Genomic DNA, 17,128 nt, shown 5'->3' with positions numbered 1-17,128 from the left:
AGGATCAAAACATGATTACCAAATCAATCACCGCCAGGATCGGTGGGGCGATTGCTACGGCATCGGTGGCATTGCCTGCCGCCGCACAGGACTTGGCGCCAATCACGGGCATGTTGACCAAAATCGAAACCGCAATGACAGGTCCCATCGGTATTGCCGTTTGCACCATCGCTTTGGTGGGCACTGGGTTCATGTGTCTCATGGGCCGGTTGAATTGGTCCTGGTTCATTGCCGTCCTCGTCGGCATTGTGCTTGTCGCTTCGGCCCCGACCATCGTTGGCGGGTTCTTCACGGCTTGATCATGCAAAGATCGGTGCTGTTCCTCGGCCTTGCGCGTCCGCCGAAATTCCTCGGGCTGCCAGTGGGATATCTGGTGGCCCTCAGCCTCGGCGTCGCCCTGCCCTTCCTATGGACCAAGTGGATCATTTTCCCGCTGCTTGGGGCCATAGCTTATCCAGCTCTGTGGTTCGTCGCAGACAAGGAACCCAGCTTTTTTGAAGTTGTGCGGGTGTCGTTTGGGACAGTGCGCGGCACGAAAAACCGCAAGCTGTGGAAAGGAGATCGTTTTGGCATTTAATTTTGCGAGGTTGGGCGGTCTGTCCGAAGCCCTGCGTGCAGCGGGGGGTGCTGCGTTCAGCCGCGAGGCCCTTCTTGAGGAGAATCTGCCTTACATCGGCCTGCTCAATGACAACATCATTGTGCAGCGCGAAGGCGATCTGATGGCGACATTGCGGTTGGAGGGGGTCAATCCCACCACAACCGAAGATCAGGACTTGGATGCGCTGCGCGGTGCAGTGGCAGCAATCGTCGCACAATGCGGCGCGTCGTTCGGCTTCTATGTTCACCGGGTCCAAAGGCCGCAAGACGTGGTCCTGAAGCCGATCGATGGGGATGGGTTCGCGGCACAGATTGATGCGCGGTGGCGTCATCATATCGCTCTGCTCGCCCCGAAAAAACGCCAGCTCTATATCAGCGTCGTGCGTCGCCCGGAAATGGCGGCAACGATGCCCTTCATGCGCAAGCTCGCGAACACCGGGTGGGTGAAGGATCGGGACACGCGGATGCGCGAGCTGAACGAAGTCACGGGTTTTTTGGAAACCGCTCTTGCCCGCGCGATGCCGGAACGGCTGACTGCGGGTTCGGGTGAGTGGTTCGGCTTTCTCAATAGCCTCAGTTCGGGACGGTTCTCTTCATTGCAAAAGAGTGCCACATCCGGCCCCATCCGGTCGCAGCTTGCCAATGCTGATGTGACCTTTGCCGGTGACTCGATCATCCAGCGAGATCCGATCACGGGTGAAGTGCGTTGGGGGGCAATTTTCGCCGTGAAATCATACCCCAGCTTTACCAGTGTGAGTCTGCTGGATGAAATGGATTTGAGTTGCGATATGGTCGTCACCAACTCTTTCGCCCCAATCCCGAACAACGTCATGGGTGAGCGGATAGGGCGGATTATCCGGCAAATGGATGCATCGGAAGACGCAGCCTTTTCCCTGCGGGACCAACTTATTCAGGCAGCGGATGATCAGGAATCCGGGCGTATAGCCTTCGGCAGCCATCATTTGAGCGTGGCGATCTATGATGTGACCCCCGAAGCGCTGGAGGCCGCTGCGGCCGAAGTGAAGCGGGCTGCCCAGGAGATGGGCGCGGTGATGGTGCGCGAGAATCTTGCCGCAAAAGCCACGTTCTTCGCACAGCATCCCGGCAATTTCAGGTACCGCCCAAGGGCTACCGCCATATCTTCGGTGAATTTCGCGGATTTTGCCGCACTTCACGCAAACGCAGGTGGGCGTGCGAAAGATCAATGCCCCTGGGGCGAGACTATCACGGTGCTTCCCGCGAAGATGGACAGCGCCTACCGCTTCAACTTCCATGAGGCGGGAAGTCCCGACAAAGAGCCAACCCTTGGACATACTTTGGTCGTAGGCCGTACGGGGTCGGGCAAGACAGTGACAACCGCATTCCTAGCGGCGCAGGCCCGCCGCACAGGCGCGCGGCTGATTTTCTTTGACAAAGACCGGGGTCTGGAAATGGCGGTGCGCGCGCTTGGCGGCACTTATCGCGCCATCAATGCCGGGATGCCGACAGGGCTTAATCCGTTTCGCACCGAAACAGATGCCAAAGGCAAAGCCTGGCTGACGGACTGGATCGGCACCCTGATCGGGAATGGCACCGCGTTGTCCGGCAGCCAGGCCCGCCATCTGCAACGTGCCGTCAACCAAAATGCGACGGCGGCTGAGAGCCTGCAGAGCTTTGTAGGCTTTGAAGAACTGTTTGGCAGCCTCGATGATGCGGGCGCGTTGCAAAGTCAGATCGGGCAATGGTCCACGGCAGGCCGTTATGGGTGGGTTTTCCGGGCACGTGAAGACGGCGAAGGGTTGGCCCTGGACGGCAATATTCTCGGCTTTGACATGACAGAAATTCTGGACATGCAAACCGAGCGCATGGCGGTTCTGAGCTACGTGTTCCGGCTGATCGAGCGCCTGATGGCAGATCGAAAGCCGACGATACTCGTCCTCGATGAAGCATGGAAACTGCTTGATGATTCCTATTTTGAAACGCGGCTGGAAAACTGGCTGGTGACATTGCGCAAGATGAACGGGGTCGTTGTGATGATGACGCAATACCCGTCGCAACTGCAGAAGAGCCGCGTGGGCAAGGTGATCGTAGAAACCGTGCCCACACAAATTTTATTCCCCAATGATCGCGCGCGCTCAGATGATTTTCTTTATCTCGGCGTGAACGAGAAGGAAGCAGAAATGCTGACTTCTCTGACACTTGGCATGCGCCTGGCGCTGGTGAGGTCGGCTGGGGATAGCCTGCTCGTCAACGTCGATCTGTCGCCGCTCGGTCCCTTGCTCAAGGTTTTGGGCGGTGGCGTATCGGGTGAGGCTGCTGCTGGCGCGGGTTGGCGCGAACGGCACGATTTTTGGAGGGAGGTAAAATGAAGTGCAGTTTTGTGCTGGTTCTTTGCTTACTTGCCGGCTGCGGCAGTAAGATAACGCAAGAAGGATCGCCCTGCTTTAAGGCAGGCAAGTTTCGAACGCTGACGCCCGGATTGGTCGTTTCGACCAAGGGCAGCGTGAGGGCAGAGTGCGAATTTCGCCCCCTGCAAGTGGTGCAATGATGCGGCGCGGCATTACGCTGGCTTTGGCGCTGTGGTCGTCGGTCAGTTGGGGGCAGGGGATTGCGACAGTTGACGGAACCGCCAATGGACAAACGGCGGCTGAAATTGCGCAATCTGCCATAGATGCGGGCGCGCAGGTCGAAAAAAGCAAGGCGCGCGCCACGTTGCTGCAAATCCAAAAAGATCAGTTGCAAACGCTTGTCGATATTCAGGCCGCGCTGACTGTCAATGCGACCGGCTGGCAGGGTATGGAAGGCGGCGGGGAGTTGGGGGCCGAAACTGTCTATCCGCAGGGGCCTTCCGGCCCAATGGATGCGCGGTTGTTTGGTACGAACGGCAATGATCGCCTGACCGTTGAAGCTATGGTGGTGCAGGTCGCAGGTGAATTTGCCGCAGCACCAGGGGTGGCGGCCGCGGGGCTTTCGGCAACGCAATGGCGGTGCCTGTTCCAAGCCCTTGTAAAGCAAGAGAGTGGATTTCACGTCAGCATCTGTTCGCCCGCTGGAGCGTGCGGATTGACGCAATTGATGCCTGGCACCGCTGCTGAAATGGGTGTGACGGATCGCAACGATCCTGTCCAGAATTTGCGGGGCGGTGCGCGGTATATCACAACGCAGTTGGCACGCTTTAACAGCGTGCCGCTGGGGCTGGCTGCATATAACGCCGGACCCGGAGCGGTTCTGAAATATGGCGGCGTGCCGCCCTATAAGGAAACACAAGGATATGTGCAGCGGATCTTAGGCTATCAGGCGGAATATCTTGGTGTGATCGGTGGGCCGGATGCGCTTGGCAGCCTCTCGCCCAGCGATGCGGGCATGGCGGAATGGTCAAACACCTCCGATGCCGCAGGATACTACGCTGCGGCAAGTTTTGCATCCGGCGAGCAAGCGACGCAGCGCCTGACCTCGATCATCCATCAGATCGACGGCACGGCGGGCGAAAAAGCCGCCTGGGATCTGAACACTTACGCGCGGGCAGAGTTAGCCCGGATTGTCACAATGCGGATGCGCACAAAGGCAGCCTCATTGGTCGCAGAGGCGATAGCCGAAGCGAATGCACAGAGCGTTCTGATGGCAGAGCGGAAGTTTGATAACATGGGGATGGAGTGATGCGCAAACTGCTAGTGTCGGTGGCCTTGATCGGCTGTTTGGGATTGCCGGGGAGCATGGCTGCCCAAGGTATTCCGGTGATCGACGGATCTTCCTTGGGCAAACTCATCGAACAGATGAACCAGATGTTGCGCGATTATGATGTGCAAACCAATCAGCTTGGGACGTTACAGGCGCAGCTTACCAATGGGCTGTCACAGTTGGAAAACCTCAAATCCCAACTGCGCAGCCTCATCGAAGGCTCCGGGCTCGGCAAACTGCTGGCATCGGCCGAGGACTTCAAAAAATTGAAGGGCCTGATTGATGATCCGTTGACGGCGCTTCAGGGGATCTCATCAGGGTCTTTCGCATCCGGCTTCAGCGCAAACGGCAATGGCGCAGAGCTTGCAAAACAAGCTTTGGAAAGTGTCGGCATCACCCCGGATATGCTGGGGACCATGTCTTCCTCGCCAGCGCTCGCCGACAGGAACCTTGCACAGAGCGCCGGGGCGTCAGCCATGCTGTCGGCTGCGGGTCAATCAAGCAATTTGGCAAGTGCTGCCAGCCTGGACCGGATTCAGCAAATGGTGGGTTTGATCGACGGCCAAGCCGGCGTGAAAAGTGCGATTGATCTGAACACACGGGTTACGGCGGAGCTGGGGATTGTCCTTATCCAGATGTGGCGTCTCGAAGCAGCACAGGGTGTCAGCATGGGACAGATCGGTGCTGCGGATGCGGCCACCATCGCAGCAGAGCGCAAATTCCGCGCCATGGCGATTGAATAGGCCACCTCGCACTTCTGAAAAGTCCGTCCTTGATGTTCGGGCTTTCCACTTCGGGCGGTGTTGACCTGCGCATATCGCGGGCAACGGCCGGGAACGCAAACCGTCGCAGGGATAAGCCGTGGCAATCATTCAAGACATTCTCGGTCAGATCAATGCAGCCGTCGGGTCGGTGGCACAGTCAGGCTTTACGCAAATGGCCGGTGCCGCGGGCAATGTGCTGACCATCGGCGGCATCGTGGTCATTGCAGCCGTCGGCCTGAACATCGTGCTGCAGATAGCACCCTTGCAAACATCTGCCTCGATGCTGATCTTTTTTCGCATGGCGATGATCTCGTTTTTCGCACAATCTTGGGCGAATTTCGCAGTCATCTTCGACATTCTGAGCAAAGTGCCATCAAGCATAGGTGCCTCGGTTGCAAAACTCGCGGGCATGAATACCAGCGGCGGTTTGTTGGTCGTCCTGGACGATATGATTGTAAAATTTATGGCCTATGGGCAGGCGGTTGGTGACAACGCGGGTTATTTGTTTGGTGCGGTTATGGGTGCGTTCTTCTTCCTGATCGGCTGCGTATTCGTGGCTGTCGCTGTGGGGATGCTGGCGCTGGGGTCAATCGGGCTCACCCTCATGGTGGTTCTCGCACCGCTGGCCATCGCGTGCTCCATGTTCAAATTAACCACCAGTTTGTTCACACACTGGACCAGGCAACTTATCGGCTATGCGATGTTTCCGCTGATCACCGGGGGCATGTTGGGCGTGATCCTGGCTGTGGGCGGCAGGATCGCTGATCAAGCGCCGGCTGCGGATAGTGTAGAAAACATGGCCGCGATGGTTTCATTCGTGGTCGTGTTTTTGCTGGCATCGGCAATGCTGGCCATGGTGCCATCCATTGCTTCGTCACTCGCAGGCACGGGAGGGCTGGCTGGGTCAGCACTCGGGGCAAAGGCCGGTCAAGGTGCGAGGTGGCTCGGCGGCAAAGCCGGACAGGGCACTGCGGTCGGGGGACAGGTCGCCCTTGGCGTGGCCAAATCCCCTATCGCCGCTGCACAGAACGTTGGGCAAGCACTGAAGGACACAGTGACCGCAGCGGGCGTTGGCCTTGCAACCAGATCACCAGGCGCAGGTTTTGCGGCCGCAGACGCTTTGCGGGAAAAGCGGGGCGTGGTCAGTGCAGCGTTGAACGCCAGCAACACGCAAGCGGCGAGGTCGCGGGCGGCAATGCAACTGCCCGGAATGGGCAAACTAGACGGTAAAAAATGACAGATAGTATGATGGACGAATTTCAGGCCGACATGGTGCTTGGCCCGAGGCGTCGCGAGCGGTTCGGATATGCTATAGGCGGCATCGGGGCAATTATTGGCGTCTGTGGGATGGTGGCGGCAGCCAGTCTGTTCCCGCTCAAAACCACCGAAACCGTGATTGTGGTTGTCGATAAGTCAACAGGCGATATCGACAGGGCTGTGACCATGGCTCCGCTGCAAATGGGCGAGCGGGATGCTTTGATCCAGGCGCAGTTGGTGGCCTATGTCGATGATCGCGAAACCTTCGATCAGACCGACAGCGAGCATCGGGTAAATGCGGTGCTGGACAGATCGAAAGGCGATGCAGAACGCACTTTGCGGGCGCTGTGGTCTTCTACAAACCCCGACTATCCCCCGAAGATCTACAGTGACGGCTCAAAGATCGACGTGACGATAAAACGGATCAATCTGATCAGCGAGGCCATAGCGCAGGTTAATTTCACCAGAACGCTGCGGCAGCCGCGCTCAAAAGAAACCGTGACCCGAAGCTATGTGGCGACGGTCGGTTTCACCTTCCAGCCGCAGCGCGAGCGCCGGCTGGAAATGGTGTGGGCGAATCCACTCGGGTTTTCCGTGCAAAGTTACCGCGTCGATGCGGAAGTGGTCGAGGATGCGAAAAAATGAAATGGCTTTGTAGTCTTAGTGTGGTCGCCGCCCTCTGTGCGGCGGGACCAGCCCAAGCGGAAGTACTGCCAAAGGGCATGAAAAATGATCCGCGCCTACGTACGGCCATTTATGATCCAGCGCAGGTCTATATGGTGGAAACCGATCTGAAGGTTGCGACAACAATCAGGTTTGGCGAGGGCGAGCGCTTCAAAGCTGTCATCGTCGGCGACACAGAAAGCTTTCAGATAGATCCGCTGCCTGACTTGGGCAATGTGCTGGCCATCAAGCCGCATGTTGCGGGCGCTGTGACCAACATGACGGTGATCACCAACCGTCACAGCTATGCGTTCCAACTGCGCGAAGGGGCAATCAGGGGCGGCGGCGGCGAGTTTTTCGAAGTGCGGTTTGAGTATCCTGAAGCTGGCAGCCGCACGGGGTCAAGGTTCGCAGCCAAGGGTTTCGATGCGCCAAAACATTATGGGTACATGGTCGCGGGCAAAGCCGACTTCATCCCAGTCAGCATCTTTGACGACGGGAAATATACATATTTCACCTTCGGGGAAAATCAGCAGCAACCGTCCGTGTTCAAAGTGGACAGCAACACCGGCAAAGAGCGGTCGGCCAACTGGACGCAAATGCAGCAGACAATCCGGGTTTTGGGCGTGCAGCAAGCCTGGTCGCTGCGCCTTGGTGATCAGGTGATTTGCATAAAACGGTCAACAGCAGCGGTGAGCAATGCAGGGTAATAACATGGACCAAAAAGTGCAGGATCAAGCTCTGGCCGAGAGGCTGAAAGCATTTCAAAAACCGGATACTGCAAAGCCAAAAACCGCCAGGTGGAAAATGGCGGTGGTCGGCGCGGGTTTGCTTGTGGCCGGGGGCGTGATTTCGGTTGGTGTGAAAAACGGGTTGGCCCAGCTCGGAGAGTCTGACGTAGAAACCTTCCAGTCAGGCAAACCACCCGAACGCCTCAAGATCGAGGATGGCACAGTCCCGCAATCTGAACCGCTGCAAATTGCCGTGGAAGCCCCGCCAGCAGCGCAGCCTGTCGTCGATGATACTGCCTTAGAGGCAATGCGTCAGCAGATACGCGATCTGCAAGCAAAGCTGGATGCAACGCCGGCGGCGGACAACAGCGAGCTTGAAAGTCGAATGACTGATATGGCTGCGCGGTTGTCGGCAGCGGAACAGCGTGCGCAGGCGGCCGAGGCGGCATTATCAGGCGAGCGCGACCGGCAAATAGTGGAGGCGGCAGCGTCGGCGGACGATGCTCTGGAGGCTGCAAAGATAAAGGCTCCGGCGATTGTTTATGGGAAAGCGGGTGGGCAGGGCGGTACAGATGCGGCTGGACTAGGTAGTGATGTGCCGATGGGCAGCGGCGGTGTTGGCCAGGACGGAATCCGCCTTTCGGAAAATGAGGCGTACCTGCGCAGGGGTGCCCAGACGCTGGTCGTTGCTGAATCGGCGGAGATGATGGAACCCAACCAAACGCTTGCCCAAGGAACACTCATTCAGGCTTCACTGGCCACCGCTATCAACTCTGATTTGCCCGGTAATGTTCTGGCTTCGGTTTCCGAGCCGGTTCCGGCCTTCTCGGGTGACAGCATACTGATCCCGAAAGGCTCAAAGCTGTTTGGCCAATACAAGTCTGATGTGAAGGTCGGACAGTCGCGAGTGCTGATTTTGTGGACGCGGATTCTAACACCGGATGGCAAGTCCATCGAGATTGCCTCGATGGGCGGCGATGCTCTCGGTGTCAGTGGCTTGACGGGGGAGATCGACAAGCATTTCCGCGAACGCTTCGGCAGTGCTGCGCTTATTTCTATCATCGGATCGGCCCCGACAATCGCCAGTGGGAGCGTCGGGGATGATGTGGCGAGGGATACATTCGCCTCAGTTGGCGAAGATCTGAACGATGCGGTGGGCCAAGGCATATCGGATCAGATCAACATTGGCCCGACGATCTACGTCGATCAGGGCAGCGCTGTTACGGTCATGGTGGATCGTGACGTGGTGGTGCGATGAGTGGACCATCAAGCTATCTGGAAAGTTCCCTCGACACATACGCAGGGATTCTGACAAACCCCGCGACGATAGAAGTCGCGATCAACGCGGACGGCAACATCTGGATCGAGCGGGCAGGGGCGGCAGGCATGGAAAGAGCGGGTTTGCCCGCTTTGGCCGGGCATCAGTTAGCCGAATTCGCCTCGAACCTGGCGGGCGGTGCTGGATCAAGGCTGGGTGAGGAATCTCCCCTCGTCTCGGGAAATGTAGATTTTCGTGGCCGAAAGCTGCGGTTGCAGATTTTGGCGCAGCCTGTTGTGCCAAAAGGAGCTGCAATCGCAATCCGCATCTTTAGCCAAGCATTGGCCAAGAGTGCGGCACCAGAGTATCTTTACGGAAAGCCTGTATCGCTCGTTGAAATTCGGCGCGAAAAAATGAAGGCAGTGACCGCACTTCTGAAAACCGATCTTGCGGCGGCGCTGGAAATGATCGTGTGGCGCAAGCTGAATGTTCTGGTCAGCGGCGGCACCTCATCTGGCAAAACCACTGTGGCGCGACATTTACTCTCGTTCATTGGCGAGGATGAAAGGATCGTCACAATCGAGGATGCTTTAGAGCTGTTCCCCCGGCAGCAGAATGTTGTGGCTATGCTCGCAGATCGCAAATCGGATTCACCCCGCAATCCTGCGCGGTTGCTGGAAGCTGCGCTGCGCCTGCGCCCGGATCGCATCGTTCTTGGGGAAATTCGCGGCAGCGAAGCCCTGACCTATATCGAGGCTATCAACACGGGGCACGGCGGTTCGGTTTCGACCATTCACGCAGAAACGGCCGGAACCGCGATAGATCGTTTGGCAATGATGGTCCTCCAAGCCGGAACCGTTCTAAATTTCGGTGAGGTCAAAGAATATATCGCGCAAACGATTGATGTGATCATTCAACTCGGCAGGGAGAACGGGCGGAGGGGCGTGACCGAGATTGTCTTTCCGGCCAGCTGCTTGGAGCATAGGAACAGACTCGCCTAGGCCTCGAAACAGCCTTCCCGCGACGGACGAAAGAGATGTCTCTTGGTGGCAACTACCGCCTTGTTGCACGGTTGATCCCTCGCCAGGATAGCCCAACGCTGGGGAAGCAACCGACACATCCCATTAGCTTAGCGGGTTCGCGACACCGATGGTCGGCGCAGGATGATCTGGTATGTCGAGGTCGCGTAACTGCGAGAGTTTTTGTGGCTGGAGCATCTCTTGAAAGAGCATGGCGAGCCATCAGCATTCTGAATCGAAAGGCCTGCAGCGATTCAGAATGCTGATTGGACTTACGACCAGCAACAAGTCATTCTGGCAATGGAGGTTCAGCATGACACCCGGCCATTTTTGCAAGCATGACCCAGAGCGAAACATGGCGCGGTTTTACCGGGTCGATGTTGCACCCACACTCTTCGGAGAGGTCAGCGTTGTGCGATCCTGGGGAAGGATCGGCACGGCGGGAAGGACCGCTTTCGAAACTTGTCCGACATCTGAGACGGCTGAGATTGCAGCGGCGAAGACGATATGCGCGAAGCTGAAACGCGGGTACTTGGCCAAATGAAGCGTCTTGGTAGAGCCGATTACCGGGAGTCGAACTGTGTGGGCCGGGTGGTTACGCCCTCAATTCCACGGGGCCAAGCAAGCTGATCTAACGCCGCCTGCCAGATCGCAGCGGACAGGCGTGAAAGCCTCGCTTGCACATCAAACCGCATCGCCGTTGAAAATAGCCCCGACGACGCTTATGGTGCTCCAACAGACTACCAACGGAGGGCATGCGGTGGGCGTTCATAAACAGAGCGTAAGCTTTACTGACGCGGCTTTCTCTTTCGCACGCGAGTTGGTCGAAAGTGGTGAGTACCCAAACATCAGTGCCGCAACCCTAAGGTAATGTTGTTTGATGAACCCTACTTCGGCACTTGATCCGGAAATGGTGCGGGAAGTTCTGGACACCATGATCTTGCTGGCCGAGGAGGGTATGACGATGATCTGCGTCACGCATGAGATGAGCTTTGCTCGACGGGTAGCAGATCGGCTGGTCTTCATGGAGGCGGGCCAGATCGTCGAGGAAGGCGGCCCCGAGCAGATGTTCACCGCCCCCGTGCAGGAGCGGACACGGGCCTACTTTAACCAGATCCAGCATTGAGGACCCAATGACCATTCCCGTGGCAACCGCGTGGTTCCGGCAAACAACGATCAGGCCATGCATTACGCAAATCACCGAACCGCACGTCCATCCCTATTTCAGCGCCAACATCTGGCTGGTCGAGGGCCGCGACGCCGATCTGTTGGTCGATTTCGGGATGGGGCTGTCGCCCCTGGTCCCAATGTTGCAACGCGATCCGGCCAAGCCCCTTATCGCCCTCGCCACGCATGCCCATGTCGATCATGTTGGCGGCTTTCACGAGTTCCCGCAGCGTTTCGGCCCAGCCGTCAGCGCTGCTGCCTTCGGCAATATGCCCGATGCGGTGACGCTGGCACATATCTTCCGCGAACTGCCCGATCCCTTGACCCAGGCACCGGAAACAGGCTGGAGAGCTGAAGCCTATCATCTGAAACCTGCCCCGCTGACGCGTGCTCTTGCAGAGGGCGATACGGTCGATATTGGTACCACGTTCACCGTGCTGGATTTGCCAGGCCATTCCCCGGATTCGATTGGTCTTTTCGATCCGGTCCACGGCCTATTGATTGCCGGAGACGCAATTTATGAGGGACAGATCGTGGACGACTTGCCGGGAAGCGATCCTGCAACCTATGTCCGCACAATGAAACGTCTGGCCGGTCTCGGAATCGACCTCGCACTTACAGGGCACAACATGCCTCTGACCCAAACAAGGCTGCGTGAGATTGCATAAAACTACGTCACCCGGAACTGAGGTCCGCACGCTTTGCCCTTTTGCCGTCCTCAGCTCCGACGATCTCTACCGGGCGCTGCGCGGCTAGACGCGGAGGGCATTACATTTGTCGTCAACTTCAGGGCGATGAACGGCGGCAGTGAGGGAGGCGACGTGCTGCGGCTTGATGGTCTGAAAGTTGGAACATTTGTCTATATTGGCACATCGGCGTTTTCAGGGTTCAGACAACTCAGAGGCGCGGGTTGTCGGAAACCAGGTTTTGTTCGATGCGAACGGGGACAGGATGGCAGACATCACGATCACACTGACGGGTCCGACAGCGGCATCGCAGCTTGCCGCGACGGATTTATTGTTCCTCTGATCGAGGCGATACGGACAATGTGATGGGCGGGCTTTTGGAGTAAGTTCCAAGGGCACGTTTTTCTTACAACTCCCACCCCTGATCCCTGTCGAGTTCGCGCTGTCTTTCGGGCTCAAGCTGCCTCGCACGCTCGCGCTCTTCGTGGGCTCACCGGCTCACTTCTAAGTGGAAATCAAGACGCCGGCACCGTTGCGCTTCGCTGACCCGAAGGCCTCGTCGCTTCATGACCAGATCCGGGCTGCACAGAGTTCATACCGGCAGTTTGCGTGCCGATTGACACGCCCTATACCCCGCCACTCACAACCGGGCACAGTTTGGAGTGCAAATGCATAACTTCCGCCGCGTCAATCTGGTTCCAAATAGCAGGAACGCGTTACCGCACCGATTAGCGCCTCGCTCGAGAGCGGCACGACCACAATCACCACCAACGCGGTCGACAGCCTGATCATTGACTTCCCGGTGACGTTCCCAACAACCTGGCCACTGACGGCCCTTGGCGGGGTCGTAGCCGTCTCGGCCGATCTACTGATCAAAGGTACGGCAAGTCCGCGTCAACCAGCGCTTTGGGCAACACATTCACAGAAAATTGGGCAGCAGGCGCTTTGGCAGTGGAGGTCTACCGAGTGCAGGTGCAGCTGTCTATCGCGGGGGCAAGTTCACACCGTTTCCGAGGTGAGGGTGCGGGTGCTGGAAAGCAACGCATGATCGCCGGCTGGTGGATCGCCCCTGCCAATACTACGTCCAGATATTCACTCGCAACGTTTAAGTTTCGGATCCAGCTTAATCGCAGCCTCACGCTTTAGATCAACCAGACCATCTAGGACGAACTGCCACTCCGCGATGTACTTCGCCCGCGCACCGGGGGCGAGGCGATCAGCGATCAAGTGAGCGTCCTTCTGCACGAGTTTGCCACCTTTGCGTGGTCCATGGAACCGCAAGAGCGCACCCGGTTCGAGGCAAGCATTCGGCAAATAAGCGAATATGGCGGCCGCCGATGTTGCGTGACTGCGGATGATGACCTTTGTGCCGCGTGCCTTAAGCTGGTCCCAACGCCTGGCATAGGCTTGCGTGGATCCGCCGGGGTCCATGTCCACGATGTAAGGACTGGTCGCCGGGATCGGGTTTGGCTTGTGCAGCGTTTCGCCGCTGCTGCTGCTGCAAGATGACAGCACGATCGCGGTGGCCAAGAACAGGTAGTGTTTAATGCCATATGCTATCATCCAACGCGTCTCTCTCAATCTGATCAATCAGACGATCTAGGCTCATTTCAAGTGTTCCGCAACTCCAAGCGCTGGCAAACCCCGCCCCGTCTCAAAACTTGCGACACACCTGGCCACGGCCTCACCCTCCAATAATTTAAGGCTGCATTTCAGTGTTTCTTCTGGTGCCAGGTGGGGCAGCGCCCCGCATTTATTCCAATCCTTCACTTAAGGCGACGCTAACTTATTCGCTGAAGACCTGTCTAAAAAGACAGCTATGCCGAACACAAATAGTAATATATCTAATGCTTCATAAGAATTTGTTATGGAAGACAGGTTCGGGACCAACGTGCGAGTAGAGGGTGAAATGTTGCGTTTTATTGACTTGGACCGTTCGTCAAACAACATGGCTCGTAACGTCTTTGCGCCGCCAAATGCGGTGCGAGATTTCCTGTACAGCTTGCCGGTGTTTGAGTCGGCCGTGTGCGTGGTGTCTTTAGTGTATTTTCTTGTGAAATAGGCACGTTGCCGGGCAGATTTCTAACGTTAAGGGAAGTTAGGCGCTGCCGAAGATCTTGACTAATTCGACCAGACTTACCTATCAATCTGCATCGTGGATCAATGCCCTTTACCATGTAAGCCCTCGCTATAACAGGCGGGGGCTTTTTTTGCGCCGGGAGCGGTGATCCACCGTTTCAACATTCGATCCGCCGCGGCTATGTTGCGTGTCGCCGCCGCAAACACCCACTGTGGGGCCACCTTTGGTGTCCGATGCGCGGTGCCCTTTTCGGGCAGCCTTTGGCGGCTTTAAGACAACTTGTGCAGACTAGGTATGAAGCTTGCCGCAACCCGGCTGAATGGCTGCTAATCGGAACAACGAAGCGAAGCGCTACTGCATGACGATCGACGGAAAAGGGCAGACCATGTCGAAAACCTATGGTCAACGCAAATGGCGGGGAGTTGACTGGTGCAAATGCAGTAGTGCAAGTCAGTTTTCGGAAACCGTGGTTATCCGGCATGCAGGCGGGATTTTGACCGCCTGAGGTGTAAGCGCATGCTTTTGCGTAGGCTTCTGCCGCTTGATCAACTGGCCGACTTTGCCGATGTATTCAGGCGATTGCAACTCTGTTGGATTGCTTCAGTGCAGACCAAACTCTGCCATCAAACGTCTGCGCAGGACAACTAAAGTCATCTCGCTCCGGTCGCGTGGGCGGGGAAGATCAATCTCAATCAGGTGGGGGCGACTGCCGATTTCCTTGGCAGCACCAGCACCCGGCCGGCCAGAAAAATTGCCTCTTCCAGATCGTGCGTCACAAGGATCAGCGTCACCTTTTCCTCACGCCAAATGTGCGAGATTTCGTCTTGCATTGTCAGTTTTGTCATGACTTCCAGCGCGCCAAGCGGTTCATCCAGAGCCAAATGTCGGGCTGTACCGTCAATGCCCGTGCGATGCCAACGCGCTGGGTCATACCGTCGGAAAGCTGGCGGGAACATCCATTCCGGAAAGCCGATGGGTAGTTTGTTTATACGCCAGTGACCTAGGCATGGCGGCCGAGTTCCTATGGATGTTTGCGACAAGCCAAACCCTGCGACGTAGGAGACCTATCGTCAGCCCGGCAAGATCGTCGCTTACAATGTATTGCTCTTAGAATTTGTAACTGCTGACGGCATGCCCCTCGCCGATAAGTCCGACAACGCACAACTGCTTTTTTCGTACATCAGTCCCATGCGAGCATGGGTTTGTGCCGGGGCAAAGGCGGCATTTATGTGGACATTATCGATAGAAAAAACAAGCAGGCCGCGACGAAAATCCCGACAAAATACAGTTGTCGTCTGGCCGCCCTCGCTGATGCAAAAACGTCTGGAATCTGACTAAGGAACTCTTCGTCCAGATGGCTTTGGTACTCGGTAACACACGCCTCGTATTGGTGGTCCATCACTATTCCATTTCTTACATCACCCAAGAAAGTTAGATCTTGGAAAGGCCGCGCGGGGGGCAACCTGCGCGGCCGTACTCGTTAACTACACTTTCAAAACGACTCGACTCGTTATCTGCGATGGGCCAGTTAGTAAAAACTAATGCATCATAAGATTTTATAATAGTAAGGATTTTCGAAACAGTTTGTTGATGGCTTCGACACTCGTTGACCTGATCACTGCGCGCCAAGACATCGCGGACGCGTCTTCTTGATTTGTGAATAGCTGTATGAAGGTGAATGGATCTGTCAGACTTCAGGGCCACAAGGTGAGACGAAGCCCACGTCGGATGCGCCATAGGCCGTTTTGTGGCTGAACATCTGGCGCCCAACATATACTTCGACAGGCACCGATCACCATAGCACTCACAGTGCTAACAACGCTCTGACCACTCATAATCAGCTTTTGGAAGTAGGTTGCCCGTATGCAAGCATGATTCCATCGAGTGTCATGCGAGCGATAACATTGGTCCCGTTCACGTCCTCGATCACTAAGGCGCCGCAGTTGGCCAGTTCATTAAGCGTCGCGCGAATGGAGGCCTGCGACTGAGTTTGGTTGTGTCCAACAGATGACACGTTTGCGGCAGCCATGCGCCGGCACAGGTCAGCGCTGGTTGCTTCCCCGCCAAATTCTTCGATCAGCGTGCGCAAAACCAAAACATGAAGGCCAAAATCTGCTGTAACGACCGGTTTGCTGTGTCTCGCGCCTGCAATATAGGGAACTGCCGCAGTATACAGAGCAAATTTTGCATGGCGCGGGGATGTCCAAGCGCGGAGTTGCAACATGCGTGGGAACAAAATGCGATACTCCACTTTCCAAAGATCTCTCGCAGAACTTCGACACTACGCTGACGTTACTAGCGTTGATCAATGTGGCGCGATGATGCCCGCGGAGCGGCAAGGTTTGGGCATTGTTGGCCGAAGGGTCGGGTAACTGCGACCTGCCAAGCTGCTAACCATGGGCTGTTAGGACTGAGACTCTACGAACGACCGTATGGTGTTCTTTTCACCTAGGCTTGTGCCAAGCCAACAGGGCCAAAAATTTTGGGGTTTCATTCAAGCCTGAATGCATCGGGGATAAGATGCTTGGTTGCCTCTTCAAGCACGAGATCTCCAAGGCGCGTTAGGATTTCGCTTGATTGCATACTCGCCTGCCAATGCAAAGACACCCGCGCCGCCTTGCCGGGACTTAACTCTACAAGCTCGCCAAGCTCGACCAAGGGCGTTGCAGCTATGCTGGGTACAAGTCCCCATGCCGTCCCGTTCCTGCAGCAAGCAATGTAGCCCTCATACGATGGCACGAAATGGGTAGACAAAGGCACGGTTTCGCCAAAGCAAAGTGTCATCCATTGGTCTTGGATATTGTCCTTACGATTGTAGGCAAGACAGGTCGATCCGCGCAGAGTATCAAGTGACACCCCCTCCGAAAACTCCGCGAGAAAGAATTCGGGCGATGCTACGGCGATGTAATCCATCGACCCCAGAGAGAGTCTGCGGCACCCGTGTATCGGCGTTTCGAGGGCCGTTATCACCGCAAGTGCGTCTCCTGACTTCAGGCTCGCTTCGGTATGGTCCTGATCATCAGGAAGGACGTCTAAGCGAATCCCCAGTTCCTGTGACGCTCGCTTGATCAAATTTGGGAACCATGTCGCCAAGCTGTCGTTGTTCACTCCAAGACGGATCGTTGCCGCCCCGGCAATGTCGCCCCCCACCAGCGCGCGCATGCGTTCATCGAGTTCTTGTTGAAGAAGTGTCACTTGTTCGACATGGCGACAATACTGTATCCCGGCCTCCGTCGGCAGGCACGGGCG

The 17,128-nt window shown here is 56.6% G+C and carries 16 protein-coding genes and 1 pseudogene; 13 read left to right on the top strand and 4 right to left on the bottom strand.

Translation table 11 applies throughout. The annotated features are described in order from the left end of the window. Positions 1–11 precede the first annotated feature (11 nt). The 13 genes and pseudogenes from AKV04_RS09615 to AKV04_RS09555 all read left to right on the top strand — a co-directional run bounded on the left by AKV04_RS09615 (position 12) and on the right by AKV04_RS09555 (position 11,781). The gene (locus tag AKV04_RS09615) at positions 12–299 is read left to right on the top strand and encodes a TrbC/VirB2 family protein (protein WP_054006235.1); all 288 of its coding nucleotides are present in this window, start codon (positions 12–14) and stop codon (positions 297–299) included. A 2-nt stretch (positions 300–301) separates the two neighbouring features. Beyond that, positions 302–577 (top strand): type IV secretion system protein VirB3, encoded by a 276-nt coding sequence (locus tag AKV04_RS09610; protein WP_235815590.1) that lies wholly within the window; start codon positions 302–304, stop codon positions 575–577. Then, positions 567–2,945, top strand: coding sequence for a VirB4 family type IV secretion/conjugal transfer ATPase (locus AKV04_RS09605; RefSeq protein ID WP_054006234.1), 2,379 nt, complete (start codon positions 567–569; stop codon positions 2,943–2,945). The genes AKV04_RS09610 and AKV04_RS09605 overlap by 11 nt, the downstream gene beginning before the upstream one ends. A gap of 145 nt (positions 2,946–3,090) precedes the next feature. Then, a complete protein-coding gene (locus AKV04_RS09600; RefSeq protein WP_235815589.1) occupies positions 3,091–4,233 on the top strand; it encodes a lytic transglycosylase domain-containing protein in 1,143 nt (380 codons plus the stop codon). Continuing rightward, positions 4,233–4,997, top strand: coding sequence for a type IV secretion system protein (locus AKV04_RS09595; protein ID WP_054006233.1), 765 nt, complete (start codon positions 4,233–4,235; stop codon positions 4,995–4,997). The genes AKV04_RS09600 and AKV04_RS09595 overlap by 1 nt, the downstream gene beginning before the upstream one ends. A gap of 118 nt (positions 4,998–5,115) precedes the next feature. Then, positions 5,116–6,255, top strand: a complete 1,140-nt coding sequence (locus tag AKV04_RS09590) for a type IV secretion system protein (RefSeq protein WP_054006232.1) — start codon at positions 5,116–5,118, stop codon at positions 6,253–6,255. Beyond that, the gene (locus AKV04_RS09585; RefSeq protein ID WP_054006231.1) at positions 6,252–6,920 is read left to right on the top strand and encodes a virB8 family protein; all 669 of its coding nucleotides are present in this window, start codon (positions 6,252–6,254) and stop codon (positions 6,918–6,920) included. The genes AKV04_RS09590 and AKV04_RS09585 overlap by 4 nt, the downstream gene beginning before the upstream one ends. Next, positions 6,845–7,648, top strand: a complete 804-nt coding sequence (locus AKV04_RS09580) for a TrbG/VirB9 family P-type conjugative transfer protein (RefSeq protein WP_235815588.1) — start codon at positions 6,845–6,847, stop codon at positions 7,646–7,648. The genes AKV04_RS09585 and AKV04_RS09580 overlap by 76 nt, the downstream gene beginning before the upstream one ends. A gap of 4 nt (positions 7,649–7,652) precedes the next feature. After that, positions 7,653–8,927, top strand: coding sequence for a TrbI/VirB10 family protein (locus AKV04_RS09575; RefSeq protein ID WP_054006229.1), 1,275 nt, complete (start codon positions 7,653–7,655; stop codon positions 8,925–8,927). 272 nt (positions 8,928–9,199) lie between these two features. After that, the gene (locus AKV04_RS09570) at positions 9,200–9,928 is read left to right on the top strand and encodes a CpaF/VirB11 family protein (protein ID WP_456062140.1); all 729 of its coding nucleotides are present in this window, start codon (positions 9,200–9,202) and stop codon (positions 9,926–9,928) included. 229 nt (positions 9,929–10,157) lie between these two features. Next, positions 10,158–10,490, top strand: coding sequence for a WGR domain-containing protein (locus AKV04_RS09565; RefSeq protein ID WP_328287144.1), 333 nt, complete (start codon positions 10,158–10,160; stop codon positions 10,488–10,490). Between the two features lie 293 nt (positions 10,491–10,783). Beyond that, positions 10,784–11,072, top strand: a pseudogene (locus AKV04_RS09560) (amino acid ABC transporter ATP-binding protein); the annotation flags it as partial. Between the two features lie 7 nt (positions 11,073–11,079). Further along, positions 11,080–11,781 carry an MBL fold metallo-hydrolase gene (locus AKV04_RS09555; RefSeq protein WP_054006228.1) on the top strand — a complete coding sequence of 234 codons (702 nt, stop codon included), beginning with the start codon at positions 11,080–11,082 and terminating at the stop codon, positions 11,779–11,781. Between the two features lie 1,110 nt (positions 11,782–12,891). Here the strand turns inward: AKV04_RS09555 and AKV04_RS09550 are convergent. The 4 genes from AKV04_RS09550 to AKV04_RS09530 all read right to left on the bottom strand — a co-directional run. Then, positions 12,892–13,362, bottom strand: coding sequence for a hypothetical protein (locus tag AKV04_RS09550; protein WP_054006227.1), 471 nt, complete (start codon positions 13,360–13,362; stop codon positions 12,892–12,894). 1,209 nt (positions 13,363–14,571) lie between these two features. Then, positions 14,572–14,724, bottom strand: a complete 153-nt coding sequence (locus AKV04_RS27075; RefSeq protein WP_235815587.1) for a hypothetical protein — start codon at positions 14,722–14,724, stop codon at positions 14,572–14,574. Between the two features lie 992 nt (positions 14,725–15,716). Beyond that, positions 15,717–16,130: a hypothetical protein gene (locus AKV04_RS09535; protein ID WP_156317446.1), complete on the bottom strand. Its 414-nt coding sequence runs from the start codon at positions 16,128–16,130 to the stop codon at positions 15,717–15,719. 239 nt (positions 16,131–16,369) lie between these two features. Continuing rightward, a partial coding sequence (locus AKV04_RS09530) for an ArgP/LysG family DNA-binding transcriptional regulator (RefSeq protein ID WP_054006224.1) occupies positions 16,370–17,128 on the bottom strand: 759 nt, incomplete at its 5' end.

This window comes from Cypionkella psychrotolerans, from assembly GCF_001294535.1.
GTDB classification, from domain to species: Bacteria; Pseudomonadota; Alphaproteobacteria; order Rhodobacterales; family Rhodobacteraceae; genus Cypionkella; species Cypionkella psychrotolerans.
Note: the sequence above shows the minus strand (reverse complement) of the source record. Positions and strands in the feature narration are given on the sequence as shown.

Coding starts and splice junctions, on each gene's coding strand:
- AKV04_RS09615 (WP_054006235.1), top strand. CDS start 12: ATGATTACCAAATCAATCACCGCCAGGATCGGTGGGGCGATTGCTACG.
- AKV04_RS09610 (WP_235815590.1), top strand. CDS start 302: ATGCAAAGATCGGTGCTGTTCCTCGGCCTTGCGCGTCCGCCGAAATTC.
- AKV04_RS09595 (WP_054006233.1), top strand. CDS start 4,233: ATGCGCAAACTGCTAGTGTCGGTGGCCTTGATCGGCTGTTTGGGATTG.
- AKV04_RS09585 (WP_054006231.1), top strand. CDS start 6,252: ATGACAGATAGTATGATGGACGAATTTCAGGCCGACATGGTGCTTGGC.
- AKV04_RS09575 (WP_054006229.1), top strand. CDS start 7,653: ATGGACCAAAAAGTGCAGGATCAAGCTCTGGCCGAGAGGCTGAAAGCA.
- AKV04_RS09565 (WP_328287144.1), top strand. CDS start 10,158: ATGGCGAGCCATCAGCATTCTGAATCGAAAGGCCTGCAGCGATTCAGA.
- AKV04_RS09555 (WP_054006228.1), top strand. CDS start 11,080: ATGACCATTCCCGTGGCAACCGCGTGGTTCCGGCAAACAACGATCAGG.
- AKV04_RS09550 (WP_054006227.1), bottom strand. CDS start 13,362: ATGATAGCATATGGCATTAAACACTACCTGTTCTTGGCCACCGCGATC.
- AKV04_RS27075 (WP_235815587.1), bottom strand. CDS start 14,724: ATGACAAAACTGACAATGCAAGACGAAATCTCGCACATTTGGCGTGAG.